Below are 15,728 nucleotides of genomic sequence, written 5' to 3'. Positions count from 1 at the left end.
CTGCTATTCTAAGTCTACAGAAATGTTAGGATACTCTATTCGTTTATTAATTCATTATCTGAAGTTTCAAGAAGTGCCTATTCCTTACTGATTCATAGCTTAATTCAGCAACGCCAAATAAATATCCACAGAACCATCGGCATTAACCAAAAGTCCCTTAGTCTGACTACCGACACTGGGAAACTGTTGATCTGTCTGAATCATTGATCGCATCTGGTTACTGTAAAGAATCACTGACCAGAATAGTAGCACGCTAGGATGTGTTAGCGTAACGCAGAATAATTACAAATTCGTCATGATTAAAAGCAAAAAAGCGCGTTAAGTAACTATTTTTTAAGTCAAGACGGCAATTAGCGATCGCCGCTCCTGATCAAAAAGCGATCACACCATGAGAAGAAAACCTGATCGCACTAAAGGCCAAAATAATCGCAAATCAGATAATTATTGTTAAAAAAACAATTTGGTACGTTACATTTTATTAGCGTACCCTACAGGATCACCGACCATACTAACCGGTTGCTTGTTGAGAGCAATTTCAAATAAAAATTCAGGGGCAAAGTCTGCTCCGTTTGGCCATTCTATTGTCCGACTATTTACATATACTTTTTGAAATAAGCTTTTATCTTTTAAAGGTTCAAAGATTTCTCCATACAATTCTTGTTCTAAATCTACAATCCCTTCTATTCCATTATTAAAGGTTAGCTTTAATTGATACTTATCCAGATATTCCACACAGATAACATGAAGAAATAGCTCCTTTTTAGGGAAGGGGATCGATTCTGTTAAGAGGTTTTCTTTGACGCGCATTTTCCCAGTTCTCCAATAGTTCAGATTGGTGTAGATCAAGCCACTCCCATATTAAATTTAGTCCTCTTTTGGGCATTTGACCACAAACTTCACCTGTGTGAATCATTATAACCGCTTCATAATCTTGATACTCGGCATGGATATGAGGCGGATTGTGATCGTTATAGTTCATGGTGATTTTTATTCCATAGAAGCTTGATAGAGTGGGCATGAGTAAGAATAGTAATAAAGGTTGCTTTCTAAAAGTTTGCCCCCTATTGTAAGCTATCGCCCTTGGCGTTCCAGCAATGACAATCTTAAAGTTTAATCAACAAAATAACAGCGATTACATTGAGCCTAGTCATAGTGAAATTTACAACTAATAATAATAATTTTTGTCTCTGTTGGTTCCCCAATCCAATACATCTGTCTGTGCTTTGTCGCAGTTGTTTGGCCGTTTCTTCTAACCAAGCAAGATAGTCTTGTTCGTATAAGTCTTTAGCGCTGGTCAGGTATTAGGTTTTTATTTTCTTGACGCTTATCTAACCTAAAAAAAGAGGGTTTGCAGGCAGGCACGGATTCCCATTATATATACGAGTATATGTCAAGTGCGGGGATTTGTCAAGGGTTTTGACAGTAGAAAGGGAGAAAACTTTTAACAATACACTTGTTCTAACATAGCGGTAGTGAGAGATTTTTGGCCGTGATAATAGAGACGACGATTGAGACAACCGATCGATTTAACATAGGTAGATAGGGTTCCTAGATCATGGGAAATAATTAAAATAGTCATCCACTCATTCAATTCTTGCAACAGGGAAAAAATACTAGCACGCATTTGGGGATCGACACTGGCAGTGGGTTCATCTAAAATCAAGAGACGGGGTTCTACCGCTAAAGCGCGAGCGATATAAACCCGTTGGCGCTGTCCTCCCGAAAGTTCAGCAATCGACCTTTTTTTCAACCCTAACATTCCCACACTATCTAAAGCTTTATCTACCCTTAACTCATCTTTTTTACTATAGCCTTGCCAGAGTTTTTTGCTGCTCAATCTCCCCATTTTCACCACCTCACCCACAGTAATGGGAAATGAGCGATCGCATTCGACAAACTGCGGCACATAACCGACTAATTCCCGACCTTTTTGGACACTTTGCCCCAAAATACTGACTTCTCCCCGCCAAGGTTTAATTAATCCCAGTAAAACCTTGAGGAGGGTAGTTTTTCCCCCTCCATTCGGGCCAATAATTCCCAGAAAATCCAATTCTTCAATGGTTAAATTAATATCTTCGAGGATGGGTTCCTGTTCGTAGCCGGTCCAGAGATTACTAATGGTAATGATCGTTGACATATACAAACAATTACTGATTTAAAACTGTGGCCATTTTTTGGGAAACTTGTCGCAGGTTTTCACTCCAATTTTCAGCAAAGGCACTGATAGGGATTACCTGTCCCCCAATTTCCCTAGCAATAGTTTCGGCACTTTTCTGGCTAAATTCTGGTTGAGTAAAAATAACTTTAATATTCTCTTTTTTTGCCTGTTTGATTAGTTGACCTAACTGGGCAGCACTGGGTTCATTACCGTCGATTTCGATCGCAATCATCTCTAAACCGTAATCTTGGGCAAAATAGCCCCATTCGGGATGAAATACCATAAATTTTTTGTTTTTAATCCCTGCCAAGTTTTGCCGAATTTCTTGATCTAATGCGTCTAATTCCTGACTGAATTTTTCCAAGTTAGCCCGATAGATAGCTTCCTGAGCGGGATCGAGTTGTGCTAGGGTTTGATAAATAGTCTCTGCTTGTGCTTTGACTCGTTTTGGTGATAACCAAATATGGGGATCTAAGGTGTTTTTTCCAGCTTGATGTTTTTCTTCCTTGCTGTGATCATGATCGTGATTATGTTCTGCTGTCAAAGGGATTTTATCTACTCCTTGACTGGTATCGACGATTAACATCTGTTGGTTAACACTGTTTAAGCGATCTTTCCAAGCATCTTCTAAGGATACACCGATTTTAAAGTAGGCTTGCGATTGGGCTGTGGTTTTTAATTGTTCGGGTTTTGGTTCATAGGTGTGGGGATCTGTCCCGGGTTGAATCATGGCATTAACACTGACTCTATCACCGCCGATGCGTTTGACGAAATATTCCTGCGGTACGATACTCACTGTCACCTGTAAGGGTGTCTTTGCTTCCTTTTCCTTGACCGAGGAATCGCTACAAGCTGTTAAGCTGGCTATAGTCATTGTTAAAGCGATCGCTGTTAACTGGAATTTTTTACCCATCGGAGTTAACTGAGTCTGATTATGATTCTCATCTTATCACAGTCGCTGAGAATCGTTATCATTCTGAAAATATCTCGGTATAGATGTACTAATTTTTCTGCCTTCGATCTTTTGCTGGCAATTAAAAAATTTTTTCTTGCCAACCAACGCTTGACATGATATTATATAGATAATGGAAAATCCGTGCGCCTGCGACCCCCCTCTGGTCAGGTCAAATAAAGCCCAAAAAAATTAACCCCAAAAAGTAGTGGGTGAACTGAAAACTCACATCTGATAACTGATCACTGATAGGCTGTTGACTAAGTAGGGAGGCACAATTACTTGTAGGATGGGTTAGCGGTAGCGTAATCCCTGGGGGTGTTGGGTTTCATGCTTCAACCCAACCTACGTTCATCTTATATTTAATTCCACCCACCCACTTATCTAAATTACTCGGGAGCAGGGAGAGGAAGCCTGAGCATTTGTACTAAAACTCCCAAGAGGCAGTGTAAATTCAGGAGATCTGATCTCTGCCGACAATTTTCTCCCCTTGACTATCGGTTAATTTTTTTTCCAAAAAAGCTTGACAAAACCCCACGACTTGACAGATAATTTCTTACATAATGGAAAATCCGTGCGCCTGCGACCCCCCTCTGGTCAAGTCAAATAAAGCCCAAAAAAATTAACCCCAAAAAGTAGTCGCTGAACTGAAAACTCACAACTGATAAGTAGGGAGGCACAATTATTTGTAGGATGGGTTAGCGGTAGCATGCTTCAACCCAACCTACGTTCATCTTGCTAAGACTGCATCGGAGTGCCAGAGTTGGGAGCAGGGAGAGGAAGCCTGAGCATTTGTACTAAAACTCCCAAGAGGCAGTGTAAATTCAGTAGAGCTTAACTAAAAACCGAGCGCCGATCACTAAAAAATGACTTTTGCCTCCGTTATTCGCAACATTGAAAAATCGCCCTTAACTGCTGAACTTATCCAAAAACTGGAGAAAAACGGCAATTTAACCCTAACCTGCCTTGCCCGCTTACCGAAAGGATTAATAAGCACAGCTTTCGCCCGTTGTCAAGGAAAAAATCTTTTAATTATCTGTGCCAATCTAGAAGAAGCGGCACGTTGGGCGGCACAATTAGAAGCGATGACGTGGAAAGGTGTTTTCTTTTATCCCACCTCGGAAGCTTGCCCCTACGAGACATTTAATCGGGAATCCGAGATGATTTGGGGACAGATGCAGGTATTATCGACCCTTCGACGTAGCTCAGGGCAAACCCTAATCAGTCATCAAGATGCCGGAATTGCGATCGTTACCACCGAAAAGGCCCTGCAGCCCCATTTACCCCCTAGAGAGGTTTTCGAGCAATATAGCGATAATTTTGCGGTAGGAAGGGTTATAGAAGCCAAAAACCTCGATCTAACCCTAGCTAGATTAGGATATGAAAGGGTTCCACTGGTAGAAACCGAAGGGCAATGGAGTCGTCGTGGCGATATCGTTGATATTTTCCCAGTTTCGGCCGAATTACCAGTCAGGTTAGAATTTTTCGGCGATGAATTGGAAAAATTGCGAGAATTTGACCCTGCCACCCAAAGATCGCTGGATTCTATCCCCAATCTGCTTCTTACTCCCACTAGCTTTGCGGCGATGATTGCCCCTTCTCTTCCCCCCACAGTGGCCGATTATCTAGGGGCCGAAGATCGAGAAAAATTGGCTAATGGCATTTATCCAGAGGGAATTGAGCGATTTTTAGGCTTGGCCTTCCCTCAACCTGCCTCTTTATTGGATTATCTCCCTGAAAATACCCTTATTGCCTTTGATGAACTGGAAAGCTGTCAAGCTAGAAGCGATCGCTGGATAGAATATATTGGGGAACGCTGGCAAGAGATAGAACCAGCTTTACCGCAAATTCACCGTTCTTTTGGCGAATCTCTGCAAATATCGGTCAAATTTCCCCATCTCTACCTCTCGGAAATAGACGATCACCTGTCCGAAAATCGCCTTAATCTCTCCAGTCGTCCGATTCCCACCAATCCGGGGCAATTCGCCAAACTAGCGGAAATTTTACGGGGAAAAAGAGAGATTTATAGCGGTATTAAACTAAATAAGTACGCCACATGGTTAATATCTGCCCAACCCTCCCGCACAGTCTCGTTATTACAGGAACACGACTGTCCGGCCCAATTTATCCCCAATCCCCTCGATTTTGGGGCGATCGAGCGGTTAATAATTCAAAACACCGCTACAGCCCTAAAATACTCAGGATTAGCTGAATTAGAAGGTTTTATCCTCCCCACCTATCGCATAGTCGTCGTTAGCGATCGAGAGTTCTTCGGACAACATCTTTTAAATACTGCCGGTTACGTCCGCAAACGTCGGCAAGCAGCCTCGGTACAGGTGGATGTGAATAAACTCCGTCCCCTCGATTTTGTAGTACATAAACACCATGGCATCGGACAGTTTATCAAACTAGAAAAGCAGGAAAGCACAATTAGCGGAATAGTGCAAGGTCGAGATTATCTAGTTATTAAGTATGCCGATGGATTATTGCGGGTTCCTGCCGATTCTCTCGATAATCTCTCCCGTTATCGTCATACAGGTAGTCAAGCGCCCGAATTACATAAAATCTCTGGCAAAGCGTGGGAAGCGACGAAAGCCCGCGTTAGGAAGTCGGTTAAGAAGTTAGCGGTTGATTTAATCAATATTTACGCCCAACGCGCCCAAAAATCGGGTTTTGCCTATCCGATGGATAATCCCTGGCAGCGGGAGTTAGAGGATTCTTTTCCCTACCAACCCACTGCGGATCAACTGAAAGCGATACAGGATGTGAAACGGGATTTAGAAAGCGATCGCCCGATGGATCGCTTAGTCTGTGGGGATGTGGGTTTTGGTAAGACAGAAGTGGCCATTCGTGCTATTTTTAAAGCTGTCACCACGGGTCATAAACAGGTGGCTTTATTAGCACCAACAACGATTTTAACCCAACAACATTATCACACTCTGAAAGAACGTTTTGCTCCCTATCCCATTAATGTGGGTTTATTAAATCGTTTTCGCACCAATTCCGAGAAAAAAGATATCGTCCAGCGCTTGAAAACGGGGGAATTGGATATAGTGGTGGGGACGCAGTTGTTATTGAGTAAAGCGGTGGAGTTTAAAGATTTAGGGTTATTGGTAATTGATGAAGAACAGCGTTTTGGTGTCAATCAAAAGGAGAAAATTAAGGCTTTTAAAAGTAATATTGATGTATTAACTTTGAGTGCGACACCGATTCCCCGGACTCTTTATATGTCCCTTTCTGGGGTGCGAGAAATGAGTTTAATTAACACACCTCCCCCCTCTCGTCGTCCCATCCAAACCCACCTTTCTAGTTATAATTCTGATGTGATTAGAACGGCAATTCGTAATGAATTGGATCGGGGGGGACAGATTTTTTATGTAGTACCCAGAATCGAGGGAATTGAAGAAAAAGCGGCAGTAATTCAAGGGATGATTCCTGGTGCTAGAATTGCCATTGGGCATGGTCGTATGGATGAGGCCGAATTAGAGACCACCATGTTAGCTTTTAATAATGGGGAAGCGGATATCTTAGTTTGTACGACTATTGTGGAGTCGGGGTTAGATATTCCCAGAGTTAACACAATTATCATTGAAGATGCCCAAAAATTCGGTTTAGCGCAACTCTATCAACTACGGGGACGGGTGGGGCGATCGGGAGTACAAGCGCACGCTTGGTTACTTTATCCAGCTAAGGGAGAACTAACAGAAACTGCTCGGGAAAGATTAAAGGCAATTCAAGAATTTACCCAGTTAGGATCGGGGTATCAATTAGCGACTAGGGATCTGGAAATTCGCGGTGCGGGTAACTTATTGGGTGCGGAACAATCGGGACAAATGGAAGCGATTGGTTTTGATCTATATATGGAAATGTTACAGGAAGCTTTGCGGGAAATTCAAGGTCAAGAAATTCCTCAAGTGGAGGATACCCAAATCGATCTGAAATTGACGGCATTTATTCCTAATGATTATATATCCGATCCAGAGCAGAAAATGGATGTTTATCGGGCGATTGCTACTGCCAATTCTCAGAAAACTTTAGGACAAATTGCCGCCGATTTAGTGGATAGATACGGAGCAATTCCTTCCCCAGTGGCACAATTATTTAAGGTAATCGAGTTAAAACATCTGGCTAAATCCCTCGGGTTTTCGCGCATTAAACCCGACGGAAAACAGCATATTATCCTAGAAACTCCCATGGAAGAACCAGCGTGGAAATTATTACAAGAACACCTACCCCAACATATACAATCACGCTTTGTTTATGGTCCCAAACAGGTGACAGTTAGGGGTTTAGGAGCGGTAAAACCGCAACAGCAGTTAGATAGTTTATTGGAGTGGTTAGCTAAGTGTAAAGATGGTTTACCCACGAGGAATTAGACTAAATCCTGTTTGAAAAGTATAAGAGACTGGGAATTATCAATTATAAATTATCAATTATGAAGTGGGGAGCGGGAATTATCAATTATAAATTATCAATTATGAAGTGGGAAGCGGGAATTACCAATTATGAATTATGAAGTGGGGAGCCGGAATTATGAATTATAAATTATGAATTATGAAGTGGGGAGCCGGAATTATGAATTATCAATTATGAATTATGAAGTGGGGAGTAAGGGAGAAGATAATCGATAAGAGTAATCTCCTGAATTCAGAATCCTGACTCCTATACTCTAACTGCTATCAAAAGCACCTCATAGACATGAGGTGCTTTGGGAACGGAGAGAGAGGGATTCGAACCCTCGTTAAAGTTACCCCTAAACAGCATTTCCAGTGCTGCGCCTTCAACCGCTCGGCCATCTCTCCAATTGAGGTCACGATCATCCATCCTACAGCAAATGCTGCCGATCTGTCAAGTTATTTTTCTTTTTCCGAGGATGACCGATCAGGTTATACTTCATCTGGACGGGAAACCCTGTCAGTTAAGCATACCCTAGATATTGATTTAAGATTGCGGCTGTAGCTAGACCAGTTTTGTGCCAACTAAACTCATTGGCTCGTTTTTTGCCTAGATAACTTAATTTTGACTGTAATTGTCGATCTTGAGCGATAATTTTCAGGGCATCGGCCAGGGCCTCGACTCGATAGGGATCGATTAAAATTGCCGCTGTTGCCGTGACTTCTGGCAAAGATGACAAATTTGAGGTAATGACGGGTGTACCGCAGGCCATAGCCTCTAAAACGGGCAATCCGAAGCCTTCCCAGAGACTGGGGAAGACTAAAGCAGTGGCTTGACTGATAACTTTGGGTAGGTGATCGTAGGGGATATAGTCGAGAAATTTAATGCGATCGCTAACTGCTAATTCTCGCGCTTGTTGTTGTAAATTGGGGGTATAACGGCGATCAAAGCTGCCGGCAATCCAAAGATGATAATCGGTTAAATCTGGGGGCAGTTGGGCAAAAGCGGCGATTAAACGCGGTAAATTTTTATAGGGATTGGGACGACCGAGATAGAGAAAATAGGGCTGTTCTGGCTTATTATCTTCCATAGGACGAAAGTGATGATGATCGTAGGCTAGGGGAATAGAAGTAATTTTATCGGCGGGAATTTGATAATATTCAGCGATATCTTTGGCCGTTGCCTGAGAGTTACAGATAATATGTTTTGCCTGTTCTAATACCTGCGGCACATAATAACGGAAATATTGGGTTAAGGGGGAAGTAAAACTGGGAAACCGCAGGGGAATTAAATCGTGGACCATGACGACAAAGCGACAGGGAGAATTTATCGGCGCTTCCGGAAGGGGAGAAAAGAGTAAATTCGCCTTTAATTGTCGGTAAATTGACGGTAACTGCCACTGAGTCCAGAGTAAGCGTTTTAAATGACCTTTCGCTCCTCGATCAGGGCCGATACCTTTGGGGATAGAATAACAGTTAAAGTCGGGATAACTATTAGCTGTTAGTAGGGTTGGTTCTAAATGTTTCAGGTAGGGTAAGAGGTTAAGAATGTAGGTACTGATTCCCGTGGGTTGGGGAAAAAGTACCGAGAGATTAATTAATAGGTTATGCTTTGTATTCACTAATTACCCTGTTGATATTTGCTGAGGATTTCTGAGATATATTGGTAGCCTTCCAGTCCAATAGATTTAATCAGGGAGGAACGTTCCTGACTGAAAGTCTGCTCAAAAGCTGCGATATTTTTGCCGCGAATAACCGTTAATAGACTAGCAGCTTGTCGCCATTCCACTGCACCGATTTCGTGTAGCCAGTACATTCCTAGAGAACCCATATAAATTGCCTGTTCAAAATTTTTGTCTTGATAGTAAGCTTCCCCTAAATAAGTTAGTAATAAACCTTGCAGATATACATCTCCGTAGTATTTGGCCGATTCCAATCCTTGTAGGAGAATATTAATCGCATCTTGGGTTCTTTCGAGGATAATATATGCTAAACCTAAACTGCTACAACAAAGGGATTTACTCTGCCAATCTTGGAGACTTTCTGCTAACTTTAATCCCTGCTGTAAATACTCGATCGAAGTTTGATAAATTTCGGGATCATATCTCTCTAACTGTTGTGCTTCCTGTACCTGACTATAACCCAAATTAGCTAAAGCGTTAGCCTGTCCTAAACTATTACCCTGTTGACGACTTAAAATTAAGGCTCTCTGACTTAAATTAATCGCTTCTGCATAGTTTTTTTCGATAGCATTGAGACGGGATAAATGGTTTAAATTAGCTATTTCACAAGCATAATCCTGCTGTTGACGAGCAATTTCTAAAGCTTGTTCATGACATTCTTTGGCCTGTGGATAGTCGCCACGAATGCGATTAGAATAGGCAATTAAAGTTAAAATTCTCGCCTTTTCTCCCGTACCTTCCACATAACGCAGAGGAATTGATAAATAATCTAATGCTTCCTTGAGATAACTGCCAGAAAAGGAGGCAAAAATTCCTCCGTATAAAGGAAAATAATCCCGTTGAGCAAAGGTTCTCAGAATTTGTAAAGCCATCTGAAAACAGCCGCGACTATAGAGGGAATTTTTACTAACTTGCTCGAAACTATTGGTTAACAGTGACCAAATTAAAGCAAAGGTGAGAAAGGTAGAAATGGATAATTTAGCTCCCAGTTTTTCGCTATAGATACGCTGATCAAAAAAGTTAATTAGTCCTCTTTGGATATATTGAAAAACAATAGCAGTTTCTACCCAATCGGTTAAAGTTAAATCTTGAGTGAGAGGATCAAAAGCTTGTTGATTAGCTAAACTTTCTAAGACTCGTTTTAACCAAGAGGGATTAACTTTACTTGCCCAAATTTGCCAAGGAGTCACTCGCTCATTATCATTAGTAAAACCAAGATTGCGATTTTGTTCGTAGAGCCAACTGGTGAGATCATTCGATAAATTTGACCAAGTATTTAACCCCAGATTAATCCCCGTGGCAATTTGCCATAAATCCGCTTCTCCCCGCTGCTGAGCAACTGTCTGTAAATGCTTGGCTAACTGTTGTAATTGTTCTAGGGTTAAAGCATTATTTTGATTGGGATCAATTAAATTTACTAAAGTCAGTAAACGATCCTCTCGATCGATTTTCACCAGATTATTGATCGCCGCTGCAGTGAGAGAATTTTTCTGATTGGTTTTTTGATATTTTTCCCATTCACTTTCGATCGTTTCCAAGGCCCGCAAAACCCTAGTCGCTTTAATTTTTGTTTCTAACTGTGAGCGAGTAACGATGATTTGTTCGGTTAAACAACGCTCAAAAATTTCTCCTGTGCCATTTTTTACTCCCTCGGACAAAAGGTTATAAACCTGTGATTTAGCCCTAATTTTTCCTTCCAAAGTTAGATTGACAATGCGCTCAATTAGTGCATTATAAGTTTCGTTGAAGTTATCTCTATTTTCTGTCATAGGAGGTTTTTCAGTTATCAGTAAACAGTAAACAGTAATCAGTGAACCGAAAACTCATACTAAATCCTGTTTAAAAAGTATAGGGGAGTGGGGTGTGGGGAGAAACAATTCATAACTTGAGAGTCAATCACACTATTAAAAACGGATTTGGTATCACACTAAATCCGGTTATTAAAGACTGATTATTTATTCTCCCTTTTGCATGAGTGCCTTTTGCCTGTCTTGATATGTAGCCTATACTCAACGGATTTAGTATCACATCTGATAAATGATCACTGATCACCGATAAGGCTGATATTTGGGAGAATTGTCTAGAAATCATGACAAAAGTTTTTTAATGGTTGAGCAGGCAAGAGATAAGATAACATATGTATAGAATTTAACAAAAAATCTGGTTAACGGACATTGATCAAGTCGATAGCGCAGTGTCAAACAAGTTCTTTTCCCGCTCAGGTATGGCAATTAGATCACGGCTTAACCGTAATTCATCAGTATTTACCCGTGACTCCTGTGGTGGTGGTGGATGTGTGGGTGAAAGCAGGTGCGATCGCTGAACCCGACCCATGGTTAGGTATGGCCCATTTTCTCGAACACATGATCTTTAAGGGGACAAAAAAACTTCCCCCCGGACTCTTTGACTATTTAATCGAAAATTGTGGCGGAATGACCAACGCTGCCACCAGTCACGATTACGCGCACTTCTATCTCACCACCAGTGTGGATCAAATTGAACATACCCTACCCCATCTGGCCGAAATTCTCCTCCATGCTGAGATTGACGATGAGGAATTCTATCGGGAAAAAGATGTAGTCTTAGAAGAATTGCGGGCCTGTTATGATGATCCCGATTGGATTGCCTACCAAACCCTCTGCGGAAGTATCTATCAAAACCATCCCTACGGACGCTCTATTTTAGGCGATCAACCCCGTTTAGAGCAATTAACCCCCAATCAAATGCGCTGTTTCCATCGCACCTATTATCAACCAGAAAATATGTGTGTGGCGATTATCGGGGGAATTGAACCCCAACCAGCTTTAGAAATTATCCGGCAATCTTTTCGGGAATTTCCCGTCCCCTCAGAATCTCCTGCGAATCTAGTGGCTGCCGAACCCCCCCTGATCGAAATTCGTCGTTCCCAAGTATATTTACCCCACCTAGAACATTCTCGTCTCTTGATGGGATGGACTGGACCGGGATGCGATCGCCTAGAAGATGCCTTTGGATTAGACTTGCTTTCGGTAATTCTTGCTGGGGGACGCTGTTCGCGGTTAGTGCGACAGCTGCGGGAAGAAGCGCAAATCGTCCTCGATATTAACAGTAATTTTTCCCTGCAACGAGATTCCAGTCTCTTTACCATCGGCGCTTGGCTATCTAGCTCACAAATCGGGGCAATTGAAGCTATTATCTGTGAACATATCCAACATCTGCACGATCATCCCGTCACCCCCGCAGAATTACACCGCACTCAACAGTTATTAGCTAACGATTATATTTTCTCCACAGAAACCCCGGGCCAATTAGCCGGACTTTATGGATATTATCAAACCCTGAGAGCTGCCGACCTAGCAACGATCTATCCCCAAGTTATCCAAAGTTTGCAACCATCAGATCTACAACGTCTGGCTCGTCAGTATCTCTCCCCGGAGCGATATGCTATTACAATAATGCAACCCTGTGAATAAACGATGTCCGCTTCCCCCATTCACCGCTTAACCTTAGAAAATGGCATCACCCTTTTAGTGGTGGAAAATACGGCCGTGGAGTTGGTTGCAGGGAGGATTTTTCTTAAAAATGCGGGTACTCGTTGGGAAAAAACCGAAAAGGCAGGTTTATTTCGTCTTTTAGCTGTGCTGCTCACCAAAGGTACAGAAAAGTTATCTTCCCTAGAAATTGCTGATCGGGTTGAGTCCACGGGGGCCGGTTTAAGTGCGGACACGGGGACCGATTATTTTGTGGTTAGTTTAAAGACCGTTACCAAGGATTTTCTAGATATATTGCGTCTAGCGGCGGAAATTATTCGTTTTCCCAGTTTTCCACCCCCAGAAATCGAATTAGAGAAAAATCTCACCCGTCAAAGTATTCGCTCTCAATTGGAACAGCCTTTTAATGTAGCTTTTAATCAATTACGCGCCGCTATGTACCCAGATCATCCCTATGGTATGTCTTTATTGGGTACGGAGGCAACGGTTTCGCAATTGCAACGGGATGACCTGCTGGCCTATCATAGTCGCTTTTTCCGTCCGGATAACCTGGTGATTAGTCTTTCTGGCCGTATTACCCTAGAGCAAGCAGTAAAAGCAGTGACGGAAATTTTTGGCAGTTGGTCAATTCCCGATCTTCCTTTATCTAGTTTACCTCCGGCCGCTTTTGATTTTCAGCCCACCTGTTTAACTACCGTCCAAGCTAGTCAACAGGCGATCGTTATGTTAGGATACCCCGGCTCCTCTGTGCAAGAGGATGATTATGCGGTTTTAAAATTATTGAGTACCTATCTGGGGAATGGGTTATCTAGTCGTCTATTCGTGGAATTGCGAGAAAAACGGGGATTAGCCTACGATGTTTCCGCTTTTTATCCCACCCGTCTCGATTCTTCCCAATTTGTCATTTATATGGGAACTGCACCCCAAAACACAGCCATGGCCTTGTCGGGATTGCGTCAGGAAGCAGAAAGGTTATATAAAGTAACTTTGAGTGAGGAGGAGTTACAGTCAGCTAAAAATAAGTTATTGGGTCAATATGCTCTCGGTAAACAAACTAATGCCGAAATCGCTCAATTATACGGTTGGTATGAAAGCCTAGGTTTGGGGATTGAATTTGATCGCACTTTCCTCGATTCTATTAATCAGATTACTCCCGAACAAGCGCGATCGGTAGCCAGTAAATATTTTCAAAATCCCTACATTTCTCTAGTCGGTCCAGAAAATGCGATCGCTGAAATTCTCTAGTAAGATCAAAAAGCAGCAACAAAAAACTATTGCCGCTGCTATTTTTGATTAACTCCCCGGGTGGGATTCGAACCTACGACCAATCGGTTAACAGCCGACCGCTCTACCACTGAGCTACCGAGGAAGGCTACTCACAATTAATAATTATAATCATAAGTCCCTCAATAATGCAAGTGCTTTCTGGATTTTTTCTCAAAAAAATTTCCGGTGCCGGTAGCGGTGGGCGGAGAATCCACTATTGTGGAGATAAGGACACCATTAAGTCTAGTCTATGCTTGCCCATCACCGCCGTCCCGTTTCCTTCTGTCTGCTCTCGACAGATCTACCCATCCTCTCCTCTTTAGACACTTCCGCTACCCTCTACCAAAAGGATCGCCACCGGTTTCATCTTCTCCTCAATCAACCCCCGGTGGCTCTCGCAGAAATAGAGACACTTAAACCCGAAAATAATCAAAATAAGTTAATTTGGCTGGAAATTTCGGCCAACCGTGTAATTATGACCATGCAGGGCCAGGGAAAATTCGCCTATCGTCATTTTTGGGAGCAAGGGGTTTTTGGTGTCAGTCGCTACTGGTTAAATGCCGAAAGTCCTCAACCGGGTTACGCTTTTCGCCTCCGCAACTATACCCGTAGTCTCAAATTAGAGGGGAATAATCTCCCCGAATATTTGCGTCTAGAGTACGAATTATGGTCAGACAACCTGATTTTAGGTCATTATGTCCTTCATTTGCAGGTACACCAATAAATAGGGTTGGCTGAATAGAGCTAAAAACCTTGTGGGATAAAACTTTTGGACTTTTTGTCCTCAAAAAGTGCCAGCCGGTGGCAAAATTTAGGCACTTTTTCCCCGAAAATTAGTTAATTGTGGGGTGGATTGAAGACTTAGTGCTACACTTCCCGAAAAGTCTATTTTATTTGAGCTTGTTGTTAGGAATCCACTTAAAAGAGGTTGTTTAATCTGGCTAATATGCTCTTGGGTATGATATGGGAAAAAGTTCCAGCGATTGCGCTAAAATGGGGGAATATGCCGCAAGTTTCCACCTGTCGTTACTCTGGAGAGTGTTAGACAGAAAGTTTCTGTATAATATGTAGTTAGGCGGTGCGAAAGGTCAGTAGTTAAGGAGCGAACCCGGAAAGTAGTAGGAGTACAGCACATGAAGTGGAATTGGAATACACCGGCTTGGGAGACCCCCATCGGCCTTGCCGATGGGGTAGAGCTGTTTTGTTTGCCTGGCAGTATAGTTCCTGAAGAGGGCTGGCCTGACACGTTCTGGCGCCACGTCAGCGAGAGACATCTTCTTCTTGGAGTTGAAGCTCAGCGAGTGATCCGCCTCTTTCGGGAACTTGAGCCAGGCGAGTCGGCGCGTTGCCACTTTCCGCCGTGGGGGCTGGCGTTCTATGAGTGGGATACCCTGCTCTTCGCGGCGACCCTCTGCTACGAATGCAACAACGCCTACATTTACACTGCTCAGGGCAAGGAGCTACGCGCCTTCGATCCAGCTGGGCCGAACGCTGCCCGACTCCGCGACGTTCTGAAGCAGCATCTGCCGCTGTAGTGCGATCGCTATCGCCGTAGGGTGCGTTCGCTAATGCAAGTCCTATTGCTCCAGCGATCGCTTTTGGGGAACGCACCATGCACATTGATGGCAGCTGTGAAGTTAGAAGCATGAAAACCAACCCCCGATCATGTTACGCTACCGCTAACCCGTCCTACAAATAATTGTGCCTCCCTACTTATCAAAAAAATGTTTGATATTATGCTTGAAATTTCTAAAACCTCTCTTCAAGTATTAGGCAGTGAAATATTTAATCAGATAACCAAAAGTA

General features: G+C 42.7%; 11 protein-coding genes, 2 tRNA genes and 3 pseudogenes. 6 read left to right on the top strand and 10 right to left on the bottom strand.

The features are described from left to right. Window positions 1-91 (top strand): annotated as a pseudogene (locus EWV66_RS13140) (IS1 family transposase); the annotation flags it as partial. Between the two features lie 26 nt (window positions 92-117). Here the strand turns inward: EWV66_RS13140 and EWV66_RS13135 are convergent. The 6 genes and pseudogenes from EWV66_RS13135 to EWV66_RS13115 all read right to left on the bottom strand — a co-directional run. Next, a pseudogene (locus EWV66_RS13135) lies at window positions 118-213 on the bottom strand (DUF1214 domain-containing protein); the annotation flags it as partial. Window positions 214-468: 255 nt separating this feature from the next. Further along, on the bottom strand, window positions 469-807 hold the full coding sequence (locus tag EWV66_RS13130; RefSeq protein ID WP_052276661.1) for a DUF2442 domain-containing protein: 339 nt from the start codon (window positions 805-807) through the stop codon (window positions 469-471). Then, window positions 761-1,018: a DUF4160 domain-containing protein gene (locus EWV66_RS13125; RefSeq protein WP_002792623.1), complete on the bottom strand. Its 258-nt coding sequence runs from the start codon at window positions 1,016-1,018 to the stop codon at window positions 761-763. The genes EWV66_RS13130 and EWV66_RS13125 overlap by 47 nt, the downstream gene beginning before the upstream one ends. A gap of 180 nt (window positions 1,019-1,198) precedes the next feature. Further along, window positions 1,199-1,298 (bottom strand): annotated as a pseudogene (locus EWV66_RS24150) (DUF29 family protein); the annotation flags it as partial. Between the two features lie 143 nt (window positions 1,299-1,441). Further along, window positions 1,442-2,137 carry a metal ABC transporter ATP-binding protein gene (locus EWV66_RS13120; RefSeq protein ID WP_052276662.1) on the bottom strand — a complete coding sequence of 232 codons (696 nt, stop codon included), beginning with the start codon at window positions 2,135-2,137 and terminating at the stop codon, window positions 1,442-1,444. Between the two features lie 10 nt (window positions 2,138-2,147). Continuing rightward, window positions 2,148-3,071 carry a metal ABC transporter solute-binding protein, Zn/Mn family gene (locus EWV66_RS13115; RefSeq protein ID WP_052276663.1) on the bottom strand — a complete coding sequence of 308 codons (924 nt, stop codon included), beginning with the start codon at window positions 3,069-3,071 and terminating at the stop codon, window positions 2,148-2,150. Window positions 3,072-3,976: 905 nt separating this feature from the next. On the opposite strand from EWV66_RS13115, the gene mfd reads away from it, so the two are divergent. Further along, window positions 3,977-7,486: a transcription-repair coupling factor gene (gene mfd / locus EWV66_RS13110; RefSeq protein WP_287107878.1), complete on the top strand. Its 3,510-nt coding sequence runs from the start codon at window positions 3,977-3,979 to the stop codon at window positions 7,484-7,486. 339 nt (window positions 7,487-7,825) lie between these two features. Here the strand turns inward: mfd and EWV66_RS13105 are convergent. The 3 genes from EWV66_RS13105 to EWV66_RS13095 all read right to left on the bottom strand — a co-directional run bounded on the left by EWV66_RS13105 (window position 7,826) and on the right by EWV66_RS13095 (window position 10,955). Continuing rightward, a tRNA-Ser gene (locus EWV66_RS13105) sits at window positions 7,826-7,912 on the bottom strand. Between the two features lie 116 nt (window positions 7,913-8,028). After that, window positions 8,029-9,126 (bottom strand): glycosyltransferase family 4 protein, encoded by a 1,098-nt coding sequence (locus EWV66_RS13100; RefSeq protein ID WP_287107877.1) that lies wholly within the window; start codon window positions 9,124-9,126, stop codon window positions 8,029-8,031. Next, window positions 9,126-10,955, bottom strand: a complete 1,830-nt coding sequence (locus EWV66_RS13095) for a tetratricopeptide repeat protein (RefSeq protein WP_287107876.1) — start codon at window positions 10,953-10,955, stop codon at window positions 9,126-9,128. The genes EWV66_RS13100 and EWV66_RS13095 overlap by 1 nt, the downstream gene beginning before the upstream one ends. Before the next feature lie 405 nt (window positions 10,956-11,360). Here EWV66_RS13095 and EWV66_RS13090 point away from each other — a divergent pair, with 405 nt between their 5' ends. Beyond that, window positions 11,361-12,638, top strand: coding sequence for a M16 family metallopeptidase (locus EWV66_RS13090; RefSeq protein ID WP_052276666.1), 1,278 nt, complete (start codon window positions 11,361-11,363; stop codon window positions 12,636-12,638). Window positions 12,639-12,641: 3 nt separating this feature from the next. Beyond that, window positions 12,642-13,901 carry a M16 family metallopeptidase gene (locus tag EWV66_RS13085; protein WP_193958251.1) on the top strand — a complete coding sequence of 420 codons (1,260 nt, stop codon included), beginning with the start codon at window positions 12,642-12,644 and terminating at the stop codon, window positions 13,899-13,901. 52 nt (window positions 13,902-13,953) lie between these two features. Here EWV66_RS13085 and EWV66_RS13080 read toward each other — a convergent pair. Next, a tRNA-Asn gene (locus EWV66_RS13080) sits at window positions 13,954-14,025 on the bottom strand. A 147-nt stretch (window positions 14,026-14,172) separates the two neighbouring features. Between EWV66_RS13080 and EWV66_RS13075 the strand changes: the two genes are divergently transcribed. Together EWV66_RS13075 and EWV66_RS13070 are read left to right on the top strand one after the other, a co-directional pair. Beyond that, the gene (locus tag EWV66_RS13075; protein WP_072926187.1) at window positions 14,173-14,646 is read left to right on the top strand and encodes a hypothetical protein; all 474 of its coding nucleotides are present in this window, start codon (window positions 14,173-14,175) and stop codon (window positions 14,644-14,646) included. A 409-nt stretch (window positions 14,647-15,055) separates the two neighbouring features. Then, entirely contained in the window at window positions 15,056-15,457 is a 402-nt protein-coding gene (locus EWV66_RS13070; protein WP_079208937.1) for a hypothetical protein, read from the top strand. Window positions 15,458-15,728: the final 271 nt, after the last annotated feature.

Origin of the sequence: Microcystis sp. M_OC_Ca_00000000_C217Col, from assembly GCF_007095585.1 — a bacterium.
In the GTDB taxonomy this organism is placed as follows: domain Bacteria; phylum Cyanobacteriota; class Cyanobacteriia; order Cyanobacteriales; family Microcystaceae; genus Microcystis; species Microcystis panniformis.
Note: the sequence above shows the minus strand (reverse complement) of the source record. Positions and strands in the feature narration are given on the sequence as shown.